14 protein-coding genes are annotated in these 21900 nt (G+C 35.3%); 12 read left to right on the forward strand and 2 right to left on the reverse strand.

Features of this window, described 5'->3' with window-relative positions:
• Positions 1-10 precede the first annotated feature (10 nt).
• Together ESU54_RS09050 and ESU54_RS09055 are read right to left on the reverse strand one after the other, a co-directional pair.
• Positions 11-1003 (reverse strand): alpha/beta fold hydrolase, encoded by a 993-nt coding sequence (locus ESU54_RS09050; RefSeq protein WP_111845615.1) that lies wholly within the window; start codon positions 1001-1003, stop codon positions 11-13.
• A 148-nt stretch (positions 1004-1151) separates the two neighbouring features.
• Positions 1152-2300: a helix-turn-helix domain-containing protein gene (locus ESU54_RS09055; RefSeq protein WP_111845616.1), complete on the reverse strand. Its 1149-nt coding sequence runs from the start codon at positions 2298-2300 to the stop codon at positions 1152-1154.
• Between the two features lie 442 nt (positions 2301-2742).
• Here ESU54_RS09055 and ESU54_RS09060 point away from each other — a divergent pair, with 442 nt between their 5' ends.
• The 12 genes from ESU54_RS09060 to ESU54_RS09115 all read left to right on the forward strand — a co-directional run bounded on the left by ESU54_RS09060 (position 2743) and on the right by ESU54_RS09115 (position 21512).
• Positions 2743-4230 (forward strand): T9SS type A sorting domain-containing protein, encoded by a 1488-nt coding sequence (locus tag ESU54_RS09060; RefSeq protein WP_111845617.1) that lies wholly within the window; start codon positions 2743-2745, stop codon positions 4228-4230.
• 186 nt (positions 4231-4416) lie between these two features.
• Entirely contained in the window at positions 4417-5433 is a 1017-nt protein-coding gene (locus ESU54_RS09065) for a S1 family peptidase (protein WP_111845618.1), read from the forward strand.
• Between the two features lie 87 nt (positions 5434-5520).
• A complete protein-coding gene (locus ESU54_RS09070) occupies positions 5521-6060 on the forward strand; it encodes a heme-degrading domain-containing protein (protein WP_235004626.1) in 540 nt (179 codons plus the stop codon).
• A 10-nt stretch (positions 6061-6070) separates the two neighbouring features.
• Positions 6071-6988, forward strand: coding sequence for a T9SS type A sorting domain-containing protein (locus tag ESU54_RS09075; RefSeq protein WP_111845619.1), 918 nt, complete (start codon positions 6071-6073; stop codon positions 6986-6988).
• Positions 6989-7081: 93 nt separating this feature from the next.
• Positions 7082-7429: a hypothetical protein gene (locus ESU54_RS09080; protein WP_146744040.1), complete on the forward strand. Its 348-nt coding sequence runs from the start codon at positions 7082-7084 to the stop codon at positions 7427-7429.
• 75 nt (positions 7430-7504) lie between these two features.
• Positions 7505-8281, forward strand: coding sequence for a hypothetical protein (locus ESU54_RS09085; RefSeq protein ID WP_111845621.1), 777 nt, complete (start codon positions 7505-7507; stop codon positions 8279-8281).
• A gap of 90 nt (positions 8282-8371) precedes the next feature.
• Positions 8372-8812, forward strand: coding sequence for a GNAT family N-acetyltransferase (locus ESU54_RS09090; protein WP_111845622.1), 441 nt, complete (start codon positions 8372-8374; stop codon positions 8810-8812).
• Positions 8813-8894: 82 nt separating this feature from the next.
• Positions 8895-9332: a DUF6326 family protein gene (locus ESU54_RS09095; RefSeq protein WP_111845623.1), complete on the forward strand. Its 438-nt coding sequence runs from the start codon at positions 8895-8897 to the stop codon at positions 9330-9332.
• Between the two features lie 304 nt (positions 9333-9636).
• Positions 9637-12219 (forward strand): T9SS-dependent choice-of-anchor J family protein, encoded by a 2583-nt coding sequence (locus ESU54_RS09100; protein ID WP_111845624.1) that lies wholly within the window; start codon positions 9637-9639, stop codon positions 12217-12219.
• A 305-nt stretch (positions 12220-12524) separates the two neighbouring features.
• Positions 12525-17171: an HYR domain-containing protein gene (locus tag ESU54_RS18170; protein WP_111845625.1), complete on the forward strand. Its 4647-nt coding sequence runs from the start codon at positions 12525-12527 to the stop codon at positions 17169-17171.
• Positions 17172-17251: 80 nt separating this feature from the next.
• Entirely contained in the window at positions 17252-19099 is a 1848-nt protein-coding gene (locus ESU54_RS09110; protein ID WP_146848106.1) for a tetratricopeptide repeat protein, read from the forward strand.
• Positions 19100-19211: 112 nt separating this feature from the next.
• Complete coding sequence (locus ESU54_RS09115) at positions 19212-21512, forward strand: T9SS type A sorting domain-containing protein (protein ID WP_111844324.1); 2301 nt, start codon at positions 19212-19214, stop codon at positions 21510-21512.
• Positions 21513-21900: the final 388 nt, after the last annotated feature.

Below are 21900 nucleotides of genomic sequence, written 5' to 3' on the forward strand. Positions count from 1 at the left end.
CATTTTTTTTTTAATTAAGAGCGTTAAGATATTCTAGAACTTTAGGGTAAACATTATCCCATTTGAAATAGATCATTTCATGTCCAGTTCCATCAATTCTTTGAATTTCGGAATTAGGAAAATAATTGGCCTCTTTTTGGGCAAAGGACAAACCATAGGATTTGTTGTTTTGACCGTATAACAGTAAAACCTTTGTTGTGTATTGATTTAAATTTTTAGTAAAATCAAATTTGTCCTTCTCAGCTAAATCACCAAGACTGTTTAGAACAACAGCTCCATTTCTCCAGAAAGGAGATGGGCCTTCAATACCTTCATCATTATCTTCTGCATAAGTAAATGAGGATAGGACAGCTAGTTTGTAATCCAGTACTTCATGTTGATTCTCAGTACCAGTAAAAAATTGATCTAGGTATAGTGCATCATTAGTTACTTCTGAAAAGAGTGAAAGCCTTCTACTATTTTCTTGATAATCTTTTAGATCATCATAATTCATACCTCCAGCTTCAGCCAAAATTACCCCCGAAATTCTTTCTGGATATGAATTTATATAGGAAGTGGCTAAAATTGCCCCCCAAGAATGACCGAAAAGGAAGACCTTTTGATCCGGCGAAGTTTTATAATATTCAATAACGGCTGTAAGATCATCTCTTGTTTGCTGAATACTAAAGCTATTCTTATTGTGCCGTTTGGAGAGACCGGCACTTCTTTGGTCAAAGAAAACAACATAATATCCATCATCAGCCAATTGTTTAACATTTAAACCGTTGCGGTAGTCACCACCTGGCCCCCCGTGCAAGAACACGAGCATTGAATTATTTGGATTTCCAAATGTTTCACTATGAAGCATAGTGCCGTTTACTTCAATTGACGGCAATGATGGATCCTGTTCAACAGTTTTTGGAACTAACGCACCAGGTTCGTCAGGGTCAATTTCTGTACAAGAAATTTGTGAGCTAATAACTAATAAGAGAGAAGCTCTAAATAAAAAAGATTTAATTTTCATGATTATTAATTTTGTTTCGGCAAAGATTTGTCAAACCCGAATTAATAATCGACCTAACTTATAGGAAGGGACTAGTATTAAATTAAATATAGCCCTTCCTTATAGGCAAAGACTTTAAAAAAAAAGAATAAATACTTACACAAGAATCTTATTCCAAAGACTTTAGGTATTCCGATGGTGTAGAGTCGGTGACTTTTTTAAAATACTTATTAAAGGAGGATTTAGAGTTAAACCCGCTGTCAAAAGCTAATGATAAAATAGTGAATTTTCTATTTTCGGAATTGGAGGACAGTTTGATAAAATGTTCAATTCTTTTAGAATTGACATAATCATAGAAGTTTTTATTTTCGAAAGTATTAATGACTTGCGATAAATTATTTGGGTGTACGTCTAATACCTGTGCTAACTCATTTAAGGTTAGTTCAGGATTAATATAGAGTTTTTCTTCATCCATTCTTTGAGAAAGCAACCCATGAATTTCCATTGCGGTTTCATTGGTTAGTCCCGATTTCTCATATTTTGATGTTTGAATAATTAGACTGTTGCCCTCGTCAGGAATGCTTAAGCTAGGGTGGTCAATATCTGGAAGCTGTAATATTTCATTTTGCTGCGAAGCCAAAGGAATGGTAATACGTTTTGTAAAAATGCCTTCCTGTCTGATGCCAAAATAGCCAATAAAAATCATAAAAAGCACAACAATGGTATAGATTTGATTGTCATTGGTAGCAAATAAAACAACAAACCAGATAACTGACATACCAATTATTAAGTACTGCAACCAGTCGAGATTGATTTTTTCGGTATTTGAAAACTCATTTTTGAGCTTTTTCTTATAGGCTCTTAATCTCAGGAAAGAAAGAATAGTGTAGAATATTCCTGAAAAGATTATTAATGCCGAGTTAATAATTAAGATATTTTCATAGCCAACACCTCCAGTTTTATATACCGATATTTTCTCGTCAGAAGAAAGTAGAAAGAAATCGAAAAATAGGGCAAATGAAATTATAATAGGTAAAAAATGGATTAAATGAATTTTTCTAATTTCTTTCTTTTTGGTTAGTGATGTCGTATAAAGATATAATAAAGGTCCATGATAAAGTGGGAGTTGAAAAATTAACCCAAGTAGAAATGGGTATTCTGTATCCAACTGCGAAATAAATAAATAGAAAAGGAACAGGTTTAAGGAAAGGGCAATCATCCACACAAAGAGTATGTAATCTGCTTGTGTTTTTCTTTTTTTTGTCAACAATAAAGCAGAAAGAAATAGGCCAATAACAATACCAGAAAAATATAACATATCATATTATTTTGTAGATACCCCTAATCTTTTATCTAGAAATGATTATCAATATTCAAACTCCAATTAATTAAAATAATCCAAGACAAAAGTATCATTGTTTTTTAGAATTATACCAAAAATTTAAATTACTAAATATTAAAATTTGAATAATACCTATGAAACTTTATCCATTCTCAAAAAAGATAAAATGTATAGTATCAGTTGTTTTTTCGTGCAAATTACACCTACTTTTTTAATACCTGAATATAGGTAATTTAATATACTTGAAAACGGGTATTGTAGAATACTTGTTCTGAAAGTAAGTTTGTTGTTCTAGTTATTAGGATGGTAATTTATTATAGAAATTCCTAGTTAATAACATTGCTCAAACTGCTTAAATATTAGCATTTGAAGATATTTTTAATTTCTCAAAAAATACATTTAATATAAAGATACTTTCATGACGAAAAATAGAATATTTTTTTTACTTATTTTTTTTATTGCCTTTGCCAGTACTTCAGCAATTGCACAATATGAACAAACGGCAAAAGTGGTTAGTAATAATAGAGAATCCAGAGCAGAGTATGGAACCGCTGTTGCAATAGATGAAAACTTTGCAGTAGTTGGTGCTTCACGTGAAAATATTGCATCCGGGGCAGCATATGTCTATAAACTTAACGCAGATGGCAATTGGGAGTTCTTACAGCGCTTTAGTGCCCCTGATCCTAACTTTGGAGCGGAATTCGGTGGCGGTGCTAAAATTTCACAAGATCATATTGTTATTGCAGCTGGAAGAGCAAATGTAGACGGAGTTATTCGTGCTGGAGCATTGTACGTTTATGATTTTAATGGAACAACTTGGGATTTTAGTAAAAAGCTTGTTGCTGAAGAATTGGCTGATGATGCTAAATTAGGAATGAACCCCACTTCACTTGCCGTGGAAAATAATATTATTGTGGCCGGAGCCCCTGGCGAAAATGCTTGGGAAGGGCGTGTATACATATTTCAAAAAATAGCAGGAAGCTGGGTTGAGGTTCAGAGACTATCAAGTCCAAATCCAGATGTCAATGAAAATTTTGGAATAGGTGTAGCTGTATCCGAAAATTATCTTGTTGTTGGGGCCAATGAAGAAGATAACACAAAGGGGGCTGTTCATATTTTTGAGAAAGATGGCAACGGACTTTGGGTATATGTAAAGCGAATAATGGCTTCTGATGCCATGCCGGAAGCTTATTTCGGAAGCTCTGTTAGCGTCTATGATAATTCTATAGCTATTGGGGCATATAATGATAATGGAGGTATTGGCGCTACATATGTTTTTGAAAAAGATAGCAATGGCGATTGGGTTGAAGAAAGTAAAATTACTCCTTCTTCACCTTCTACTGAAGGGTTGTTTGGCTTTAATTGTATACTTAAGAATGAATTCCTTGTTGTAAGTGCCCCTCATGTTTATGGATTGGAGTCAGCCGAAGTGTATGTTTATTCCAAGGATAACAATAATAATTGGAACGAAATTCAAAAAGTACTTAGCAACGATCTAGCTCCTGAAGATTTTTATGGTTGGAATATAGAGATGCATGAAAATCAACTTATTGTTGGGGCGCCATGGGAAGATCATGACGAGAATGGAGAGAATGAAATTGATAGAGCTGGTTCTGCATATATATTTAAAGATCTTTCAATCTTAGGCAACAATGAAGTTGCAATACAAAATGATTTAACCATTTTTCCGATACCCGCTAGTGAAAAAGTAACGTTTATTTCTAATGCTGAAATTGATTCTATTATGGTTTTCAATCAACTTGGTGCTGTTGTAAAGCAGGAGAAAAATATAAATAGCAGTATATATAGCTTGGATTTAAGAAAATTTGTAACAGGAATCTATTTTGCAAAAGTTATTTCCAATGATGGAAAAATAGCCGTCAAAAAGTTTATTGTAACAAATTAATTTTAACTAAAATAATCGGTTTTACAAATAATAATTTATGAAATATTATAATCATTTCATTTGTTGGCCCACTTAGTTGAAATAGAATTTGGAACTACGTGAGGGAATTAAAGAAGTAAACGAGCAATTAAGGTTCTGGTATTTCTAAATAAAAGAGTATTGAAAATTTCAATCATCAAATAAGATATGAAAATTAAAATGTTGCAATTGTTCTTTCTTGTTGGATCTGTTTTGTCAATTAGTTGTAGTAATGATGATAAAGCTGGCTTGATAATACCACCTGGAGATACACTGCAGCTTCAAAAAATAGAGGATATTTTAAATGGAAACAACCAGAGTTTAATTGAATTGCTCAATAAAGTTAGGGGCAGTGTAGGAAAAAGGGGACCAGCATCAAAAACCATCTGGAGTCGAAAAAATGATCACTCTTTAGGTCTCTATATTAGTGCCAATCATGTGTATAATATAAATGGATGGAGTTCAAGAAGTGCAGAGTTTTTTGATATAGCCTCTATTAATATGGGCATTTTTGAAACATCACAAATAGTACCAATTAACGGAAGAGTAGAATTGGGAAATACCTTGATTGCTGATTTTCCCTTGATGCATTTTGATATCTCACAATCGGCAACGAACACTACAATATTACCTTCCGAAGATTTTTATTTAGGTATTATCGACAATCAACGAGTTGAACAAGGCCCATTTCCCCAATACCCAAGCGTGGTTCAAGTGAATACTCCATTGGAGATATATGATCCAAATGGCCGTTCATTGGCCTCTCAAACTTGGAGTACTCCAATAGTTGGAGAAAAAGCCTTGGTGGTAGGATACCCACAAGATCGTGTAAACTATCCAAATGGGGCAGTTGCTTATGGGAAGATACTGTCAAATTTGCAAGCAGAGTCAATGATAACTCAATTGCAAAGTGCCGGTGATACCGAAGGAAATATTCCCTATAATCCCAATGTTGAATTCCTAATTGAAGCTAGAGCTTTACCAGGTATGAGTGGAGGCGGTGTGTTCAATTCTGAAGGTCAATTATTGGGAATTATGGTTAGGGCCAGTAATACAGAAAATGCTCCCAAAATTATTCGTGTTGTAAGAATAGAATATGTCAAGTCAAAAATAACCGAGTTCTATAATTCATTGATCCAATCTAATAAGGATAAGTTAAAACCTTTTATTGATGGAGAAATTTAAAATAATTATTGATAGAAATATATTTCAATAAACACAAGAATATCATTATCAAAGATTTTTAAAATTTTCAATCAAAAGAATTGTCTTATGAAGCGGTATTTATGTTTGTTTTTTAGCATTGGATTTTTAATAAATCTATACGGACAAAATGAAGTTAAAGACCTTAAAGATTTAACTAAAACCATGAATTTGGAAGGCATCAGAAAAATAGAACTAGATAGTTTTAATAATAGAATTGGACTCGAATTAGGTTTAGCCATTGTTAATTATGCAAAAGCAAAGAATCAAAAAATTGCTGTTCAAGTTGAAAGACTAAATCACCAGATTTTTCTTTTTATAGATGATGGATTGCCAGCAGACAAGCATAATTGGCTTAGAAGAAAATCGAATGTAGCCAAACTTTTCGAACAAAGTTCATTAAGTGTAAAAACGGATTTGATTAATGGCAAAATGACATTAAAAGAAACATTTGCCCTTGATGATGAAGATTATTTAGCAAGAGGGGGATCAATCCCAATATTTGTGAAAAATGCTGGAATGATAGCAATCGTAACTGTATCTGGACTTCACGATGAAGAGGATCATAAAATAATTATTGAAGCTTTAAAAGGAAAATACATCAAATAACTGTTCAAGAATGAAAAAAATTACTTTATCAATTTTAGTATCGCTGCTTATATCATTAAGTGCCTTCTCTCAAAATATTGGATACGGGACTAAGGTAAATAATTCAATAAAAAAACCATTTGAAAGTGGCGAAATATCCAATTTTAATGGGCCTGATGAGGAATGTGATGATATCATCACCTGTGATAATTTAGAGAATGGTGTTTTTATTAATGGTGGCTCAGGGCAAAAAGCAGCAATAGATATCCCCATTGATTCCAATACTGAAATTACCATTAACCAAATTAAAGTCACACTAAGTAGTGCACTTGAGCCTGGATTTGTGCATTTTAAATTTTATAAAAGTAATGACAGCATTCCTTCTGATCTTTATAGGGAAGTACTAAATACAACTATTATAGCTTCTGACAGTATTGGCTATGAACCACGATTTCAATTTGTTATAAGGAATATAACCTTACAATTGGAGGAACCTATAATTTTAAATGGAGCAGAAACTATTGATAGATTTTGGATGTCCCCAATTTCTGATGCAGATGCCTGGGCTACAACTGATGGAGTTGACAATGGTGCAAGTATTACAGGAAAAGCTATTGTTATAGGTGGTGATGGTTTTGATTGGTTTGAATTGGGAACACTAGAAGGCCTTTATGAAATAGATGCGGAGTGTGCTCTTTTAGGAGTTAAAGAACAAATAATTCCTGGTTTATCTGTTTTTCCGAATCCAACAAGCGATAAATTAAATATTCAATTATCCGACAAATCTACAATTGTTAAGGCTGAGATTTTCAATATTCATGGTCAAAAAATAAAAGAATTTTTAAATCAAAATGAAAATCTGGATGTTAGCGATCTAAGTAATGGTTTGTATTTATGTAAAATACAAACAGTAGACAATCAGGTGTTTGCGATTAAATTTGTGCGATAAGTTAACCACGAAAAGACTATCTATTGATATAAATCCTAAAGCCGATTTATTCTTAATCCAAATCATAAACCTCAAGCAAAACCAATAAAAAAAATGAAAATTTTGATTACAATCCTAGGGATTCTAAATGGTGGTTATATGTTACTTGATGGAATTTATGTTCTAATGAGAGGAAAATATATAGGCCCCAAAAAAAATGGCGTTTGGTCAATCATTTTCCAGAAATTAAATATTGATGTATTTAAACTTGGACCCTTTTTTATCTTATTTGGGCTATTATGGTTTAGTTGGTTATTTGGACTATGGACAAACCAACAGTGGACATTTACTTTCGGAATTGCTATTTGTATTATGACACTTTGGTATTTGCCAATTGGAACATTTTTTTCTTTAATAATTTTAAGTTTGATAATTTTTTTCAGAAAAAAGATAGGGATATGAGAGGATTTTGATTGACTTCTCAAACACCAATCGAATTATAAATTTTTAATAATCAATTATTAAAATACTAACGTTATGAAATCATACCTAATTTTATTACCCATCCTCTTTGTAGGATTTTTATTAAACGCACAATCCAATGATACCATTTTTATTAAAGCATCAGATTTAAAAACCGAATTTCTAACAAATGGAACTAAACAATATTTGGTTTATTTTAAAAACGGTAAGAACGAAAATAGAACCAGTGCACAAATATGGAACCGCACCATTGAAAGAAAGGATTATAACGGAATAAAGGCTATAACCATTACCCAGTATTGGGAAAGCTCTGATACAATTGTACATACTACTACTTCTGTAAGTGAGGAAAAGACAATGAGGCCTTTATACCACGATAGTTGGTATAAAGGTCGTGGTACTACTACTGTTGATTTTTTGAATCAGAAATTAATATTGAATGGAAATGTTATTAGCGAAAATGAAGTAGATGAAAAGAAAAAAGTGTCGTTAGAAACTTTTAAAAAAGCATTACAGCAAGAAGTATTCAACTGGCATATTGACTTAGAATTTTTTTCAATACTACCCTATAAAAAGGGCGCAATATTCGCAATTAAATTTTACGAACCTGGCTACATAAATTTTAAAAATGAGATATATAAAGTAAAAGGGGAAGATGATTTTATTGGTTATGATCAAAAGAGAATACCGTGTTGGCTATTATCGCATGGAGACAAGGGCAATGAGGAAATTTATTGGGTAAGTAAAGAAACACAAGAAATACTAATGCTCGACCAAGAAATCAATGGAACATTTTATAGGTATAAAATAAAGCTACCATATACTCCTTAATTTCTATTAAGAGAAATAAATTATAAAGCATAATTCAATACTTTAAATAGTGTTGATTTAAATAGAAAAGAAGTTATTACAGAATCGAAAATGATAATCAGAAGAGCAGAAATCGGCGACATAAAGCAAATCCAGATAGTGAGAAATTCAGTTAAGGAAAATACACTTTCAAATCCCAATTTGGTAACCGATAAAGACTGTGAAGAATTTATAATGCAACGGGGAAGGGGATGGGTATGTGAAATTGACAATAAGATTATCGGGTTTTCAATAGTCGATCTAAAAGATAACAATATCTGGGCGCTATTTTTAATGCCAGAATTTGAACGGCAAGGCATTGGAAGAAAACTTCACGACGTGATGCTCAATTGGTATTTTGACCATACACGAACCAATTTGTGGTTAGGTACAAACCCAGAAACGAGAGCTGAAATGTTTTATAGAAATGCAGGATGGAATGAAATAGGCACACATGGGATTGACGAAATAAAGTTTGAAATGAGCTATGAAAACTGGATAAAGAACATTTAATAAAATATTATTAAGTAGACACTAAACTTATAGTGATAAGTAGTAAGACAGTTATATCATCAACTATTTAAAAAATAAAGACATGAACCCGAACAAAACAACAAAAGGCAATTTAAAAGACTTTAAAATCAACGTAAAAATAAAGTTGTCTGCACTATGGGCATCAGTAACACTTTGCATGTTATATGGTGATTATTTTGAATTATATGTACCTAATAAAGTTGCTGGTCTTATAAGCGGTGTAAATATATTGGACAGTCCGGTAAAATTGTTTGCCGCCTCAGTTCTTTTGGCAATTCCATCAGTTATGGTTTTTTTATCTATTCTCCTTAAGCCTAAAGCAAATAGAATCTTGAATCTCTTGTTTGGATTTTTGTTTGCAGCAATGATGTTATTAATTGCTTTAACCTCTATGGTGCCCTGGAGAATGTTTTACGTTTTTCTCGCTTTTCTGGAAAGTTTCATTACCATTTTGATAATTGGGTATGCATGGAAATGGCCCAAAAAACAAACAGACTAATCAGTTAATTAGGATTATTTATTTGAAAAATTTCAGGCAAGAAATGTGGATTGATAATGAAACTATAAAGCCGCATAATACTATTGAATTAACATAACTATTCTGGAATACCACCAATGAATAACCCCTTTTTTTAAAGATGGTATTTATTAGGAGGCAGACTATCGGAACAATTTAGTGCAAATTGGACTATATAGCGAAGCGCTAAAAAAAGAATTGTAGAGCGGCAAGATTAATACACTAAACAAGGGTTTAAAATTTAAATATAAAATTAATTTGAATACTAATAAATAAAAATGAATAAATGAGAAAAATTACAGTTTTAATGGGCATAATGTTGCTGGGTTTGTCAAGTTGGCAAGCCGCAGCACAATTTTTAGAAAGTTTCGATGTGGAAATTCCTAGTGAATGGACAGTTATTGATAATGATGGTCAGGGAGGAACTTGGCAATTTAATCCAGGAGATGGCTATCGAGGGGATGGGGGAGTTCGTATTAATTATGAAACAAATGCGCATGATGATTATTTAATTTCACCCCAATTTGTTGTGACCCCAGGAGTTTCAGACCTTGTTTCCTTCTTTGCAGGAGGAACTGGCTTAAGATTTCCGGAATCTTTTGAGGTTAAATTGTCTACTACAGGTACAAATCCTGGCGATTTTAGAGATTTATTAGGCTCAGAAACTACAATTTCTGATGTAGATGATTTTGGTGAATACATTAACTATACTTATAATCTTTCCGCCTATAATGGGCAGTCTGTTCATATAGCAGTAGTGGCCACAGCTACTGCAGCTTTTCATCTTTATGTAGATGAATTCTCTGTTTCGGCCTTGCCGCCGTGTCCCAAGCCTACAAATATCAGTATTGAGAATTTGACAGCTACATCATTAGATCTAGATTGGGCTCTAGGAGCGACAGAAAGTGAATGGGAAGTTAAATATGGCCCAAAAGGTTTCGATCCAGTTACTGAAGGCAGTTTAATGTCAGTTACAGGATCTCCAAATACTACCATATTAGATTTAGAGCCTGGAACTATTCAAGACATTTATGTTAAAGCCTTATGCGGCAGCGGCAATGGTGAGAGTAAATTTGCAGGACCGTCCAGATTTTTTACTCCTTGCGTAGCGGCAACACTACCTTTTTTCGAAGGCTTTGAAAATGGATATTCGCACAATGATGACTTAGGTGGATGTTGGACACAGGAATTAGTGAATAATACCTATTGGAAAGTCAATAACTCTATTACTGCCGACAACAGAGCTCCACGAACCGGAAACTGGGATATATATCTACCTAAGGGCAGTGATACTTGGATGTTTTATCCAATAGAAGTACAAGCTGGTATTAATTATACACTTACCTTCTATGCTAGACAGAGCAATGTTTCGGGATCAAATCTATCTGCAAGCTATGGCATTTCAGGAACTGCTAGAGATATGGTCAATGAAATTATTCCTATTACTGAAATAACGGATGGCGACTACCAAGAAGTTAGCGGGACATTTACAACTACAACATCAGGGGTTGTTTATATTGGAATTTTAGGACATTTAGATGGTGGTTTTTTTCCTGTGTATATGGCTATGGATGATATTTCCATTACTGAAACACCCGCTTGTTCAAAACCAACAAGTTTACGGGTTGATTCAACTACCTCTATATCCGCTGATATGAGTTGGACACCAAGGGGTAATGAATCTGAATGGCTTTTAAAATATGGAGAACCAGGTTTTGATCCTGCCATAGATGGAACTTCAGTCCAAGTAAGTAACAATCCAAATACAACCATTACTGATCTTATTCCAGCACATATTTATAGTGTTTATGTACAAGCACAATGTGGTGGTTCTGATGGTGACAGTTTTTTTGCTGGCCCCATAACTATGAAGACCCGCCCTGTTAATGACGAATTGTGTAATGCAATACCTTTGATTGTTGATGGGGGTTGTGTCGGCAGCAGTTTCTCAAATGTTGGTGGCACCTTGGAAATAAATGAACCTCAAGGCAGTTGTTTTCAAGCTGCAGGGGATCAAACAGTTTGGTTTAGTTTTGTAGCTCCGTTGAGTGGTGAGGTTACTGTTACTACAGACTTTGAAGGAGGCACATTGGAAGATACAGAAGTTGCTGTATATGAAGCTCCAACAAATTGTGGAAATCTAGCTACTTTAGGTATTGAAGTGGGTTGCGATGAAGATGGCGGAAATACTGGAATGGGATTTTTATCTGTTGTAACATTAACTGGGTTAACTGCTGGTAATGCTTATTATGTTCAGGTTAATGGTTTTATTAGTTTTGGTGATGGAACAATGGAAGGTTCATTTTGTATTGAAGTAAATAATGATGGCATTGATTGCCCTCAACCAACAGATATTTCAGTTAGTAATGTTACTGAAAACACGGCCGATGTAAGCTGGACAGCTGGAGGTAGTGAAACCGAATGGGAAATTAAATACGGAGCGCCAGGTTTTGATCCCGAAATTACAGGCATTAGTGTTATGGATAATGATGGAGTTCTTGGTGAAACCATAAACAACCTCGATCCTGATACAATATACGATCTTTATGTTCGTGCTGTCTGCAATTCTGATATCAAAAGTAATTTCACTGGGCCTGAAACTTTTAATACCATGGCACTCTCAATAACAGAAGAGAACTTTGGCCAATTCAGATATTTTCCGAATCCAGCAACCAATCAACTTACCTTAAAGGCAAATAGTCCTATAGAAAAGGTGCAAATTTATAATTTGTTGGGTCAAAATATTATGGAGATTATGGAAAATGCTCTTCAATTGGAAGTAAATACCAGTGCCATGATGCCAGGGTTGTATTTTATGAAAGTAACAATTAATGGTGGTCAAAAAACATTTAGAGTGATAAAAGATTAAATCCTTTTTCATTCCTAAATAAGATATACAAAAAATATTTTCCACCCTAAGTTCTTTTTAGATACTGCTTTTACAGCAGTATCTAAAAAGATTCTGTACAGTTTCTGAAAGAAATCTCGTGCTTAAATTCCTTAACTTTTTTATAAAAGAGTTCGTAGGGTGGATTTTATATACTTGTTAATCTCAGGAGCAACAGCTCTTTTGAATTCTTTTAAATAGTATGAATCATTCTAAAATTTTATACTCTGATAATAGGTATGCTCTATGTTTTCTAATCTAATAAATTTTAACAAAATCCCAAATCTATGAACAAATTTACCTTTGGTTTTGCTCTTATGGCAATGCTATTCTTCAATTTTTTAATTGCTCAAAATGAACCACCTGATTTTCCAGGTTCGGGAACTGGCCCTTCATTTAACCTTGCTGTAGGAGCCAATACATATACTGGTACCGTAACTAGTCCAGGTGATACAAGGGATAATTTCCAGATTGTTGTAGGGGCTGGTCAAACAGTTACCAGTATCACTGCTTCTGTTTCTACAAATGGAAATCCCAGCGGATTTTTTTTAGTAGGTCTTGGATCAGTAAGCTTTCCCGGAGGTAATATAACCCCCGTGCCTTCAGCTCCAGGTACCTATCAGGTTATTGTTGGTGGTGATTTCGCATTAGGTAATAATTGGACCCTCACGGTAAATGTTACAGGAGGTCCTCCACCATGTAACAATCCCACGGTTCCTATTGTTACGGCAACTCCAAATAAGGTATGCCCTGGCGGTAGCGCAACTCTTAATATCACTGGGTCATTGAATGATGCCACCTCTTGGGCTATTTATACAGGTTCTTGCGGAGGCACTCTTGTGGGAACGACATCTACAAATTCTTTTACAGTAAACCCTGGAAACCCAGCAACAACTTATTATGTGCGTGGGGAAGGTGGCTGTGTATCTCCTGGTTCTTGCGGAAGTGTAACTGTTAGCAGCGTTGATAATACACTCCCCATTCCTGTTTGCCAAAATATTACGGTACAGCTAAATGCCTCTGGAACTGCAAGTATTGTTGCTTCTGACGTAGATGCTGGTAGCATAGATAATTGTGGAATAGCCTCACGCACGGTAAGTCCAAATTCTTTCAATTGCTCTAATATTGGGGGTAATACAGTTACACTAACCGTAACGGATAATAGTGGAAATGTAGCTACTTGTAATGCAACTGTAACTGTTCAAGATACAATTGCCCCACAAATAACCTGTATAGGTAACATAAATGTAAATAACGATGCTACTGTTTGTGGAGCATTGGTAACATATTTAATTCCTACTGTAACCGATAATTGTAGTGCTACGGTAACCCAAACAGATACTAGTGGTTTATCGAGCGGAAGTATGTTTCCCATAGGCACTACAACATTACAATATACGGCCATAGACCCAAGTGGTAACAATGATAGCTGCTCTTTTACAGTAACAGTAATTGATAATGAAAATCCAGTTATCAATTGCCTAGTAAGTATTACCCAAAATAACGATCCGGGCGTATGCGGTGCGGTAATAACTTTTACTGCTCCTGTTGGAACAGATAATTGCTCAGGTTCAGCTACCACCCAAACTGCTGGCCTTCCATCAGGAAGTACTTTCCCAGTGGGAACAACTATGAATACATTCGTAGTTACTGATCCCTCAGGCAATACCTCTACCTGTATTTTTGATGTAACGATTAACGATACCGAAGCACCAACAATTACTTGCCCTGGAGATATTACACAAGATAATGATCTTGGAGTTTGTGGTGCTGAAGTTAATTATAATGTAGCTATTTCAGATAATTGTAGCGCAGGAGCTTCTGGATCACAAACATTTACGTATACAGGTGTTCTAGAAAATTGGATAGTTCCTGCTGGTGTTACCAGTATCACCGTTGAGGCTTTTGGCGCTCAAGGGGGAAGCACCATTGGCGGTTTAGGAGCTTATATGAAAGGAGATTTTTCAGTCACTCCTGGAAACCAATTAAAAATATTGGTTGGTCAACAAGGTCTAGTTGATTATGGCTATGGCGGCGGCGGCGGAAGCTTTGTAACTACAGATACCGATGCACCCTTAGTTATTGCAGGTGGTGGCGGTGGAGCTGAGCATGACAATTCATTTCCTGGTTATGATGCTGTTATTACTTCTGATGGGATGAGTGTAGAAAATGCAAATGGCGGTACCGCTGGAAGCGGTGGTGAACTAGGAAACCCAAATACATCTGGATGTGGTTGGTCTGGTTCTGGTGGAGCAGGTTTACTCGGTAATGGAGGAGCATCAGCAGATGGTGGAGGTTTTGCCTTTGTAAACGGCGGAACTGGTGGTACAGATCCTTCTGGAAGTTGTGTAGTAGGTGGTAGTGGTGGCTTTGGTGGTGGCGGTGCTGGCGGAAATGCTGGCGGCGGCGGCGGCGGATACTCTGGAGGAGCAGGTGGCGCAAACCTTGGATTAGTTCCTAACCGCGGTGGTGGTGGCGGTGGATCTCTAAATACAGGCACTAATCAAACTAATACTGCAGGAGCTAGATCAGGCAACGGTGAAGTTAATATTACTTGGAATATGGGCGTGGAACCTAACCAAACCGCTGGACTTCCTTCAGGAAGCACATTCCCAGTCGGAACTACAACCAATACGTTCGTTGTAACAGATTCAGCGGGAAACACGGCCACCTGTAGTTTTGATGTTACAGTAAATGATACTGAAGCTCCAGAAATCACTTGCCCTGGAAATATTACCCAAGACAATGACCTTGGAATTTGCGGTGCTGTGATAACATATACCGCTCCAGTTGGTACTGATAATTGTTCAGGCGCAACCACAACTCAAACAGCTGGTTTGGCTTCAGGCGAAACTTTTCCTGTAGGAACCACAACAAATACATTTGTCGTTACTGATGCTTCAGGCAATTCGTCAACTTGCAGTTTTGATGTAATTATTAATGATAATGAAGCCCCAGTGGCCAATTGCGCCGCACCATTTACGGTTCAACTAGATGCTAATGGAATGGTGAGTATTACAGTTGGCGATATAGACAACGGTTCTACTGACAATTGTGTCATTGCTAACACGAGCATTGACGTTACCGACTTTACCTGTGCGGATGTTGGCGACAACAACGTAACACTTACTGTAACCGATGTAAACGGAAACAGTTCAACCTGTACAACTGTTGTAACAGTAGAAGATAATGTTGCCCCAGTAGCCAATTGTGCCGCACCTTTCACTATTCAGCTTGATGCTAACGGAATGGCTAGCATTACCGTAGCGGATATTGATAATGGCAGCACCGATGCCTGTGGAATTGCAAGCACTTCGATAGATGTTACCGATTTTGATTGTAGTAATGTAGGCCCAAATGCGGTAATTCTTACGGTAACAGATGTAAACGGAAACGCTTCACAGTGTACTACAATAGTTACAGTTGAAGATAGTATTGCACCTACTATAGTTTGTCCTGCAGATATTACGGTTAACACTGATGCCGGCAATTGCTCCGCCATTGTAAACTTTCCACAACCGATAGCATTTGACAACTGTGGGGTTGATACCATAGTGCAAACGATAGGCGACCCAAGCGGAAGTATGTTCCCAGTGGGAACAACTACCATTGAGTTTACTGCAACCGATGTAAACGGAAATACTAACACTTGTAGCTTTATCATTACGGTAATCGATAATGAAGCTCCGGTGGCAGTTTGCCAGAATATTACTATCCAATTGGATGCATCTGGAAACGCAAGCATTGTTGCAGCGAATGTTGATGGAGGAAGCACCGACCAATGTGGCGTGGCGAATATTTCAATAGATATTGATACATTCGACTGCTCTAATGTTGGAGATAATAACGTGGTTCTTACTGTAACAGATGTAAACAGAAATACAAGTACGTGCACAGCCATCGTAACGGTTGAAGACGTAACCGCCCCAATAGTGGCCTGTCAGAACATTACCGTGGAACTTGATCCTGTTACAGGAACTGTAACTATTCTTGGAACTGATATAGACAATGGTTCTACCGATGCCTGTGGTATTGCAAGTTATGAGCTGGATATTGACACGTTCGACTGCTCGAACATAGGCGACAACGCAGTGGTACTTACCGTAACAGATGTGAACGGAAACTCTGAAACTTGTACCGCTATTGTAACGGTGGAGGACAATACAAGCCCAGTGCTTGTCTGCCAAGATTTCACTATTGAAATCGGAGCGGATGGAACTGCAACTCTTAACCCAAGTGATGTGATAGCTTCCAACGATGATGCCTGTGGTATCCTTACGGTAGCAGTGGACATTACGGAGTTCAGTTGTGCGGATATCGGTACTCCGGTAACGGTTCAGGTTTTCAGCCAGGATAATAACGGTAACCTATCCACTTGTATGGCAGTAGTAACAGCAGTTGATCTCCTGGCACCCGTAATTACTTGCCCAGCTGACCAAACTGTTGATCCGGGAGCTGGTAATCTGTTCTACATCGTTCCGGATTATTTCGGAACTGGTGAAGCTACAGCAATAGACAACTGTACAGACCCGGTAACCATTACTACCCAAGATCCTGCAGCGGGTACGTCATTATCAGACGGTACATATACCATCACTCTCACGGCGACAGATGAATACGGAAACACTGGCACCTGTGAGTTTGAGCTTATTGTGGAGAGCACGCTAGGTATGGGAGGCAACAATCAGAACCTTGGTACTGTAACAATGTATCCTAACCCAGCAAAAGGCAATATAACTATCAGGAACCCACAAAATCTTGATTTGGAAAAGGCAGATATTTATGACCTAACAGGAAGATTGGTACACTCATTCAATTTAAAAGGAATGTCAAGAACCAAAACCCTAGACGTAGATAATCTTGCTGCGGCTAACTATATAGTAATAATAAAAGCAAAAGAAGGTCAGATTACAAAACGATTGCTGAAAGAATAGTTTTATTAGGTTAATTTTTACAATTAAAAGACCTTGGAATTTTTTCCAGGGTCTTTTTCAAATATACTTACTTATAAAATATGCGATTGAGTCTTGATTATTTCAGAAAGATAAGTGTTATTTCCTTTCAGCTTTATGGTGGGGGTGGATACGGAAAGTTTTTGATTGGTAAATCTATTCAAGCTTTCAAACCTTTGAAGTTTTTGCAAAATATCCTCTTCGACCGATGTAGGAATGGATTACTGTTTATCGTGCCCTTAAATCCGATAAATTTTGTTGTGAATAATTTGAAGCATTTTAAATTATTTAGTTTTTTGATGCTTTGTGGTTTTACTCAAGCACAAACTATCGAAGAATGCGACAAAATTTTTGTAGAAGCTATTTCGGAAATGAACCAAAAGAACCATACCCGTTCATTGGAATTACTAACCGAAGTCAAAACTATGGCGATAAATAATGCTTGGCAAAAACAACTTTTTTTAGCCTTCAATAATCTCGGTGCAAATTATTACCTCATGCTCGATTATGGCGAAGCACTTGATAATTACTTGGAAGCCTACAAAATTGCTTTGAAAGGACTCGATGCCAAATACGAAATGTCTGTTCTCAATAACATAGCAATACTTTACTCAAAAGAACAAAAGTTTGAGAAAGCTGAAGAATATTTTTTGAAGGCCTACCATATTGCTAAGAAGAATCAAGACAGTCTCAAAATTGGCTTGTATGCAACCAATTTAGCGACGGTTGCCAGCCAAAAAAGTGAAATAGAAAAAGCAGATCAATATATTAAGATAGCAATTCCCTTACTTAAAAATGTTCCCCCAATTCTCGATCAGGCTAAAATCACCTATGTCCATACTCTTATTCTAAAAAAAGATTTTGATGAGGCAAAGAGAATAGCTTTGCAATTGCTAACAACACTAAATACTCCCGAACTGAGTGAACATCGAATTTCCTTGTTGATGAACATTTCTGATATATATAAGTATGAGGGAAACCAAAAATTGGCTATTGATTATGCGATGCGCGCCGGAAATGATTCCAATTCAAACATTGAAAATAAAATTGATGTTTACAACCAACTTAGTGAACTTTACCGCACAGAGAATAAAAGCTCTTTGGCATTTATTTATAAAGATTCTGTTATCTGGGCAAAAGACTCTTTAAATCAAATCAAAAACGGAAGACTTTTTGAAAACAGCCGCGTCAAATTCGAATTGCAAAATTACGAGAAGGAGCTCAGAGAAAGCCAGAAAATATTGAAGGCTGAAAGAAACTTGTTTTACAGTATTATCGGTGGAATCATCCTCTTAATATTGATTTCATTTTGGGCAATCTGGAATTATTCAGTTAAATTAAGACAACGAAAAATAATCTCCGAAAGAAATTATAAGATAGCTGGACTCGAGGTTGAAAAACAAAAAAAAGACAAGATTTTGTTGATACAACACCTCAGAGAAATGGAAGTTTTAAATCTTTTTAAACAAGAAAAATTAAAAAGTGAAATAGATTCTAAAAATCGTGAACTTACCTCTAAAGTAGTTTCAATCTCCACAAGAAACGAATTAATTGAAAATATTATAGATTCGCTTACAAATTCCGCCGAAATCTCAAAAAATGAATTTTTGAATCGAAGAATTTTTGAATTAAAAAATCATTTAAAAAAAGACTCACAAGAGGATAACTTTTTCACTCACTTTGAAAGAGTAAATCCTTCAGCTTTAAAATCTTTAAAAGAAAAACACTCTGATTTAACATCAAATGACCTCAGGTATCTTTCTTATATATATATGAATTTATCAACCAAAGAAATATCTTCTTTATTAAATATAACGGTTGTGGCTTGTAGAAAGAGAAAAGAACGTATACTTAAAAAAATGAATTTACCAGAATATTCCGACTTGTATAACTACATATCAGATATTTAGCTGCAAGGTCACGCTTTTTGCCATTTATTGTCTCGCTTATTATTTAGTTATTTCAAGAATTTTGAAATAAAGGTTTGAATTTGCGCTTGAATTAATTATAAATATACAGATTATGAAAAAATTTACGCTTTTGGTCATTATTTTTTTAGGTTCTTATTCTTATCTATTTTCGCAGTTTCAAGTGATTGGGTCAAGCGAGTATGGTAGAATTTTTAATTTGACTTACGATAAAAATGTTGAAGACAGAGTTTATGCAATTACCCAAGGTAATCATATTATCTTTTCAAATGACAACGGTTTCACATGGGATATACTTTACGCGCACCCAGAGGGAGAATTAGATGACTTAAAATTTATTTCTTCTGAAAATGCATTGAGCTTTGTTACAAAAAACACAGAAAATTACGGACTTTATATATATGATTTAGACTCTGGTGCAATAACAAAGAGTTTTTATGTTCCAGAACAGGGAGATAGAGAACGGATTAAGGCTTATTCAATCTGGGAAGGAGATACGGATGTTGCGTTAGTTATTCAAGACTATAAAATTGATTTCTTTAGTTATTCCAAAGTACATTATACAATCGATGGAGGTGAAAATTGGACAGAAGTATACTATTCCAACGATAACTTGGATTATTTTCCAGAAAACGTGGCTATTAGTCCTGATAATCAAGAAAAACTCTTTATAGCGAGAGGTATTAGTTTTCAAGATTCTGCAGGAGGGTTATTGATTTCAGAGGATGGAGGGCAAACCTGGACTGAAAAATTGACTGGAATCTGTTTCAAACCTATCACTTTCTATCCCGAAAACCCTCAGGAGATTTGGTTAGGGTCAGGAATTGGTTATGGAAATGATCATTCAGAGGGTCTATATAAATCGATTGATGGAGGAGAAACGTGGAATTTAATTTCTATTCCTTGGACTCCTTATATAGGGGACAATATTAGTGTAATTGAGATAAATCCGTCTAATCTTAATAATATTATTGTATTAGAAGAGAACGAAATAGCAATCTCTAATGACGGGGGTGAAAACTGGGACTTATTTATACATCCTGACGTTGATAATAATGTTGAGGGATATTTTTCTGGAAGAAATGCTTCCTTCAATCCATTTAATGAAAATGAAATTTTTATTAACTCGACTTTTTTTCCACTATTTTCTACTAATAAGGGAGTAGATTTAGAAAGGCTAAAGACTTCCTTCTTTAAAGAACAGGGTAATTTGAAATATTTTAATAAAAATGGAGCTGAACATTTATATTATGGGGTTCAATATGGTTTTGTTCACAAGAATTTACAAAATATGGAAGAAGACGCCTATAATCTTACTCCACTAAACTCCCAATCTTTTACTCCAAATACTGTGCTCCATATTGATAAAAATATTGAAGGAAGGGTTTATGTTTTTTCCCCGCCATTTGATCTAAAAGTAAGTGAAAATCATGGTGAAGACCAAAATATTATTTACACCGTAGCTAACAAGAATGAATTTAATGCAGTTTCTACACTTCCGAATAATCAAAATATAATTTATGTGTCATTTTCCTTCAACGGAGACATAGCTGAAATTAAAAAAATTGATTTTACAAATATAAATTCGCCCCAAATCACCAATATTACTGTGCCACAAATTAATGGGAGAGTGATGAATATTCACCTCGACCCCACTAACTCAAATAGTATTTTGATATCTCAGGGAGGTAGAATCTTTAAATCCTTCGATGGAGGAAGTTCTTGGATTAATAGTAGTATTGGGCTCGAAGTATTAAATGAAGAATCAGACCTGATTATAAAATTAATTCAAAATTCTTCAAATCAACAGAATTTTACTATTGCAACATCAAAAGGGATTTTCCAATCTTTTGATAGTGGAGAAACGTGGGGGCAAATCTATAATTCTTTTTCAAACAACATAGCCTATTCTGAAGAGGGAATTATTGCGACCACAAGCAATCCCGATGGCACACATCTTGAAATAATATATTCACAAAATAATGGACAAACTTGGGAAAACATTGAAGGCGGATCATTCACTCCAATTAATCTATCTCATGTATTTTCTTCTACCGATTTTCATTTTCATGAGAATTTTGCCGACATTTATTTGGGAACATCTGGGTTGGGCGTCTTAAAATACATATTGGACTTGACTACATTGAAAATCATAGATGTTGATCTCATCGGAAAAAAATCAACAGCTATTTATCCAAATCCTACAAACGACTGGGTAAATATTCAAAGCAAAGAAGAAATTAAGTCAATTGAAATATATAACCTTGCTGGACAAAAAATTATAACAAATACCTCCACCAGAACTAATGTGTCATATTTGAATAAAGGAATTTATCTCGTAAAAATCCTTTTAATGGATGGACGAACAGAAGTCCATAAATTGATTAAGAATTAAAACAAAATCATAAAAGATTTTCAAATTTCTGAAGGCTTTTTAAATTTTGCAATACCTTTTTCATAAAGTTGCTATTTTTGTATGAAGAGAGGATAAAGGGCAAAGAGCCGCGTTAGAGATTTGAAATTAGAAAAAAAGGGGACACTCTTAGCAAAAGACCTTGGGATTTTCCAGGGTCTTTTTTTTAAATAGACTTTTAGGATTAATCCTCATCTAGCTAAGGACTAATTATCCATCTTTGAAGTTAAATCAACATTGAATTCTTTAAAGAATCAACTGCAGTTTTATAATCCATTCAGCACTTTCCCCTACACTTCGCAAAAACTTCATTTCGGTAAAAGAGCTTCACTGCAAAGGTCTTGGACACCGTCCCCAATTTCTGCTTTCC

It is taken from the genome of Aequorivita antarctica (genome assembly GCF_007997155.1).
In the GTDB taxonomy this organism is placed as follows: Bacteria; Bacteroidota; Bacteroidia; order Flavobacteriales; family Flavobacteriaceae; genus Aequorivita; species Aequorivita antarctica.

Bases quoted from the DNA above. Each gene is read 5' to 3' on its own strand.
- ESU54_RS09050 (WP_111845615.1), bottom strand. From the start codon at position 1,003: ATGAAAATTAAATCTTTTTTATTTAGAGCTTCTCTCTTATTAGTTATT.
- ESU54_RS09055 (WP_111845616.1), bottom strand. From the start codon at position 2,300: ATGTTATATTTTTCTGGTATTGTTATTGGCCTATTTCTTTCTGCTTTA.
- ESU54_RS09060 (WP_111845617.1), top strand. From the start codon at position 2,743: ATGACGAAAAATAGAATATTTTTTTTACTTATTTTTTTTATTGCCTTT.
- ESU54_RS09065 (WP_111845618.1), top strand. From the start codon at position 4,417: ATGAAAATTAAAATGTTGCAATTGTTCTTTCTTGTTGGATCTGTTTTG.
- ESU54_RS09070 (WP_235004626.1), top strand. From the start codon at position 5,521: ATGAAGCGGTATTTATGTTTGTTTTTTAGCATTGGATTTTTAATAAAT.
- ESU54_RS09075 (WP_111845619.1), top strand. From the start codon at position 6,071: ATGAAAAAAATTACTTTATCAATTTTAGTATCGCTGCTTATATCATTA.
- ESU54_RS09080 (WP_146744040.1), top strand. From the start codon at position 7,082: ATGAAAATTTTGATTACAATCCTAGGGATTCTAAATGGTGGTTATATG.
- ESU54_RS09085 (WP_111845621.1), top strand. From the start codon at position 7,505: ATGAAATCATACCTAATTTTATTACCCATCCTCTTTGTAGGATTTTTA.
- ESU54_RS09090 (WP_111845622.1), top strand. From the start codon at position 8,372: ATGATAATCAGAAGAGCAGAAATCGGCGACATAAAGCAAATCCAGATA.
- ESU54_RS09095 (WP_111845623.1), top strand. From the start codon at position 8,895: ATGAACCCGAACAAAACAACAAAAGGCAATTTAAAAGACTTTAAAATC.
- ESU54_RS09100 (WP_111845624.1), top strand. From the start codon at position 9,637: ATGAGAAAAATTACAGTTTTAATGGGCATAATGTTGCTGGGTTTGTCA.
- ESU54_RS18170 (WP_111845625.1), top strand. From the start codon at position 12,525: ATGAACAAATTTACCTTTGGTTTTGCTCTTATGGCAATGCTATTCTTC.
- ESU54_RS09110 (WP_146848106.1), top strand. From the start codon at position 17,252: ATGCGATTGAGTCTTGATTATTTCAGAAAGATAAGTGTTATTTCCTTT.
- ESU54_RS09115 (WP_111844324.1), top strand. From the start codon at position 19,212: ATGAAAAAATTTACGCTTTTGGTCATTATTTTTTTAGGTTCTTATTCT.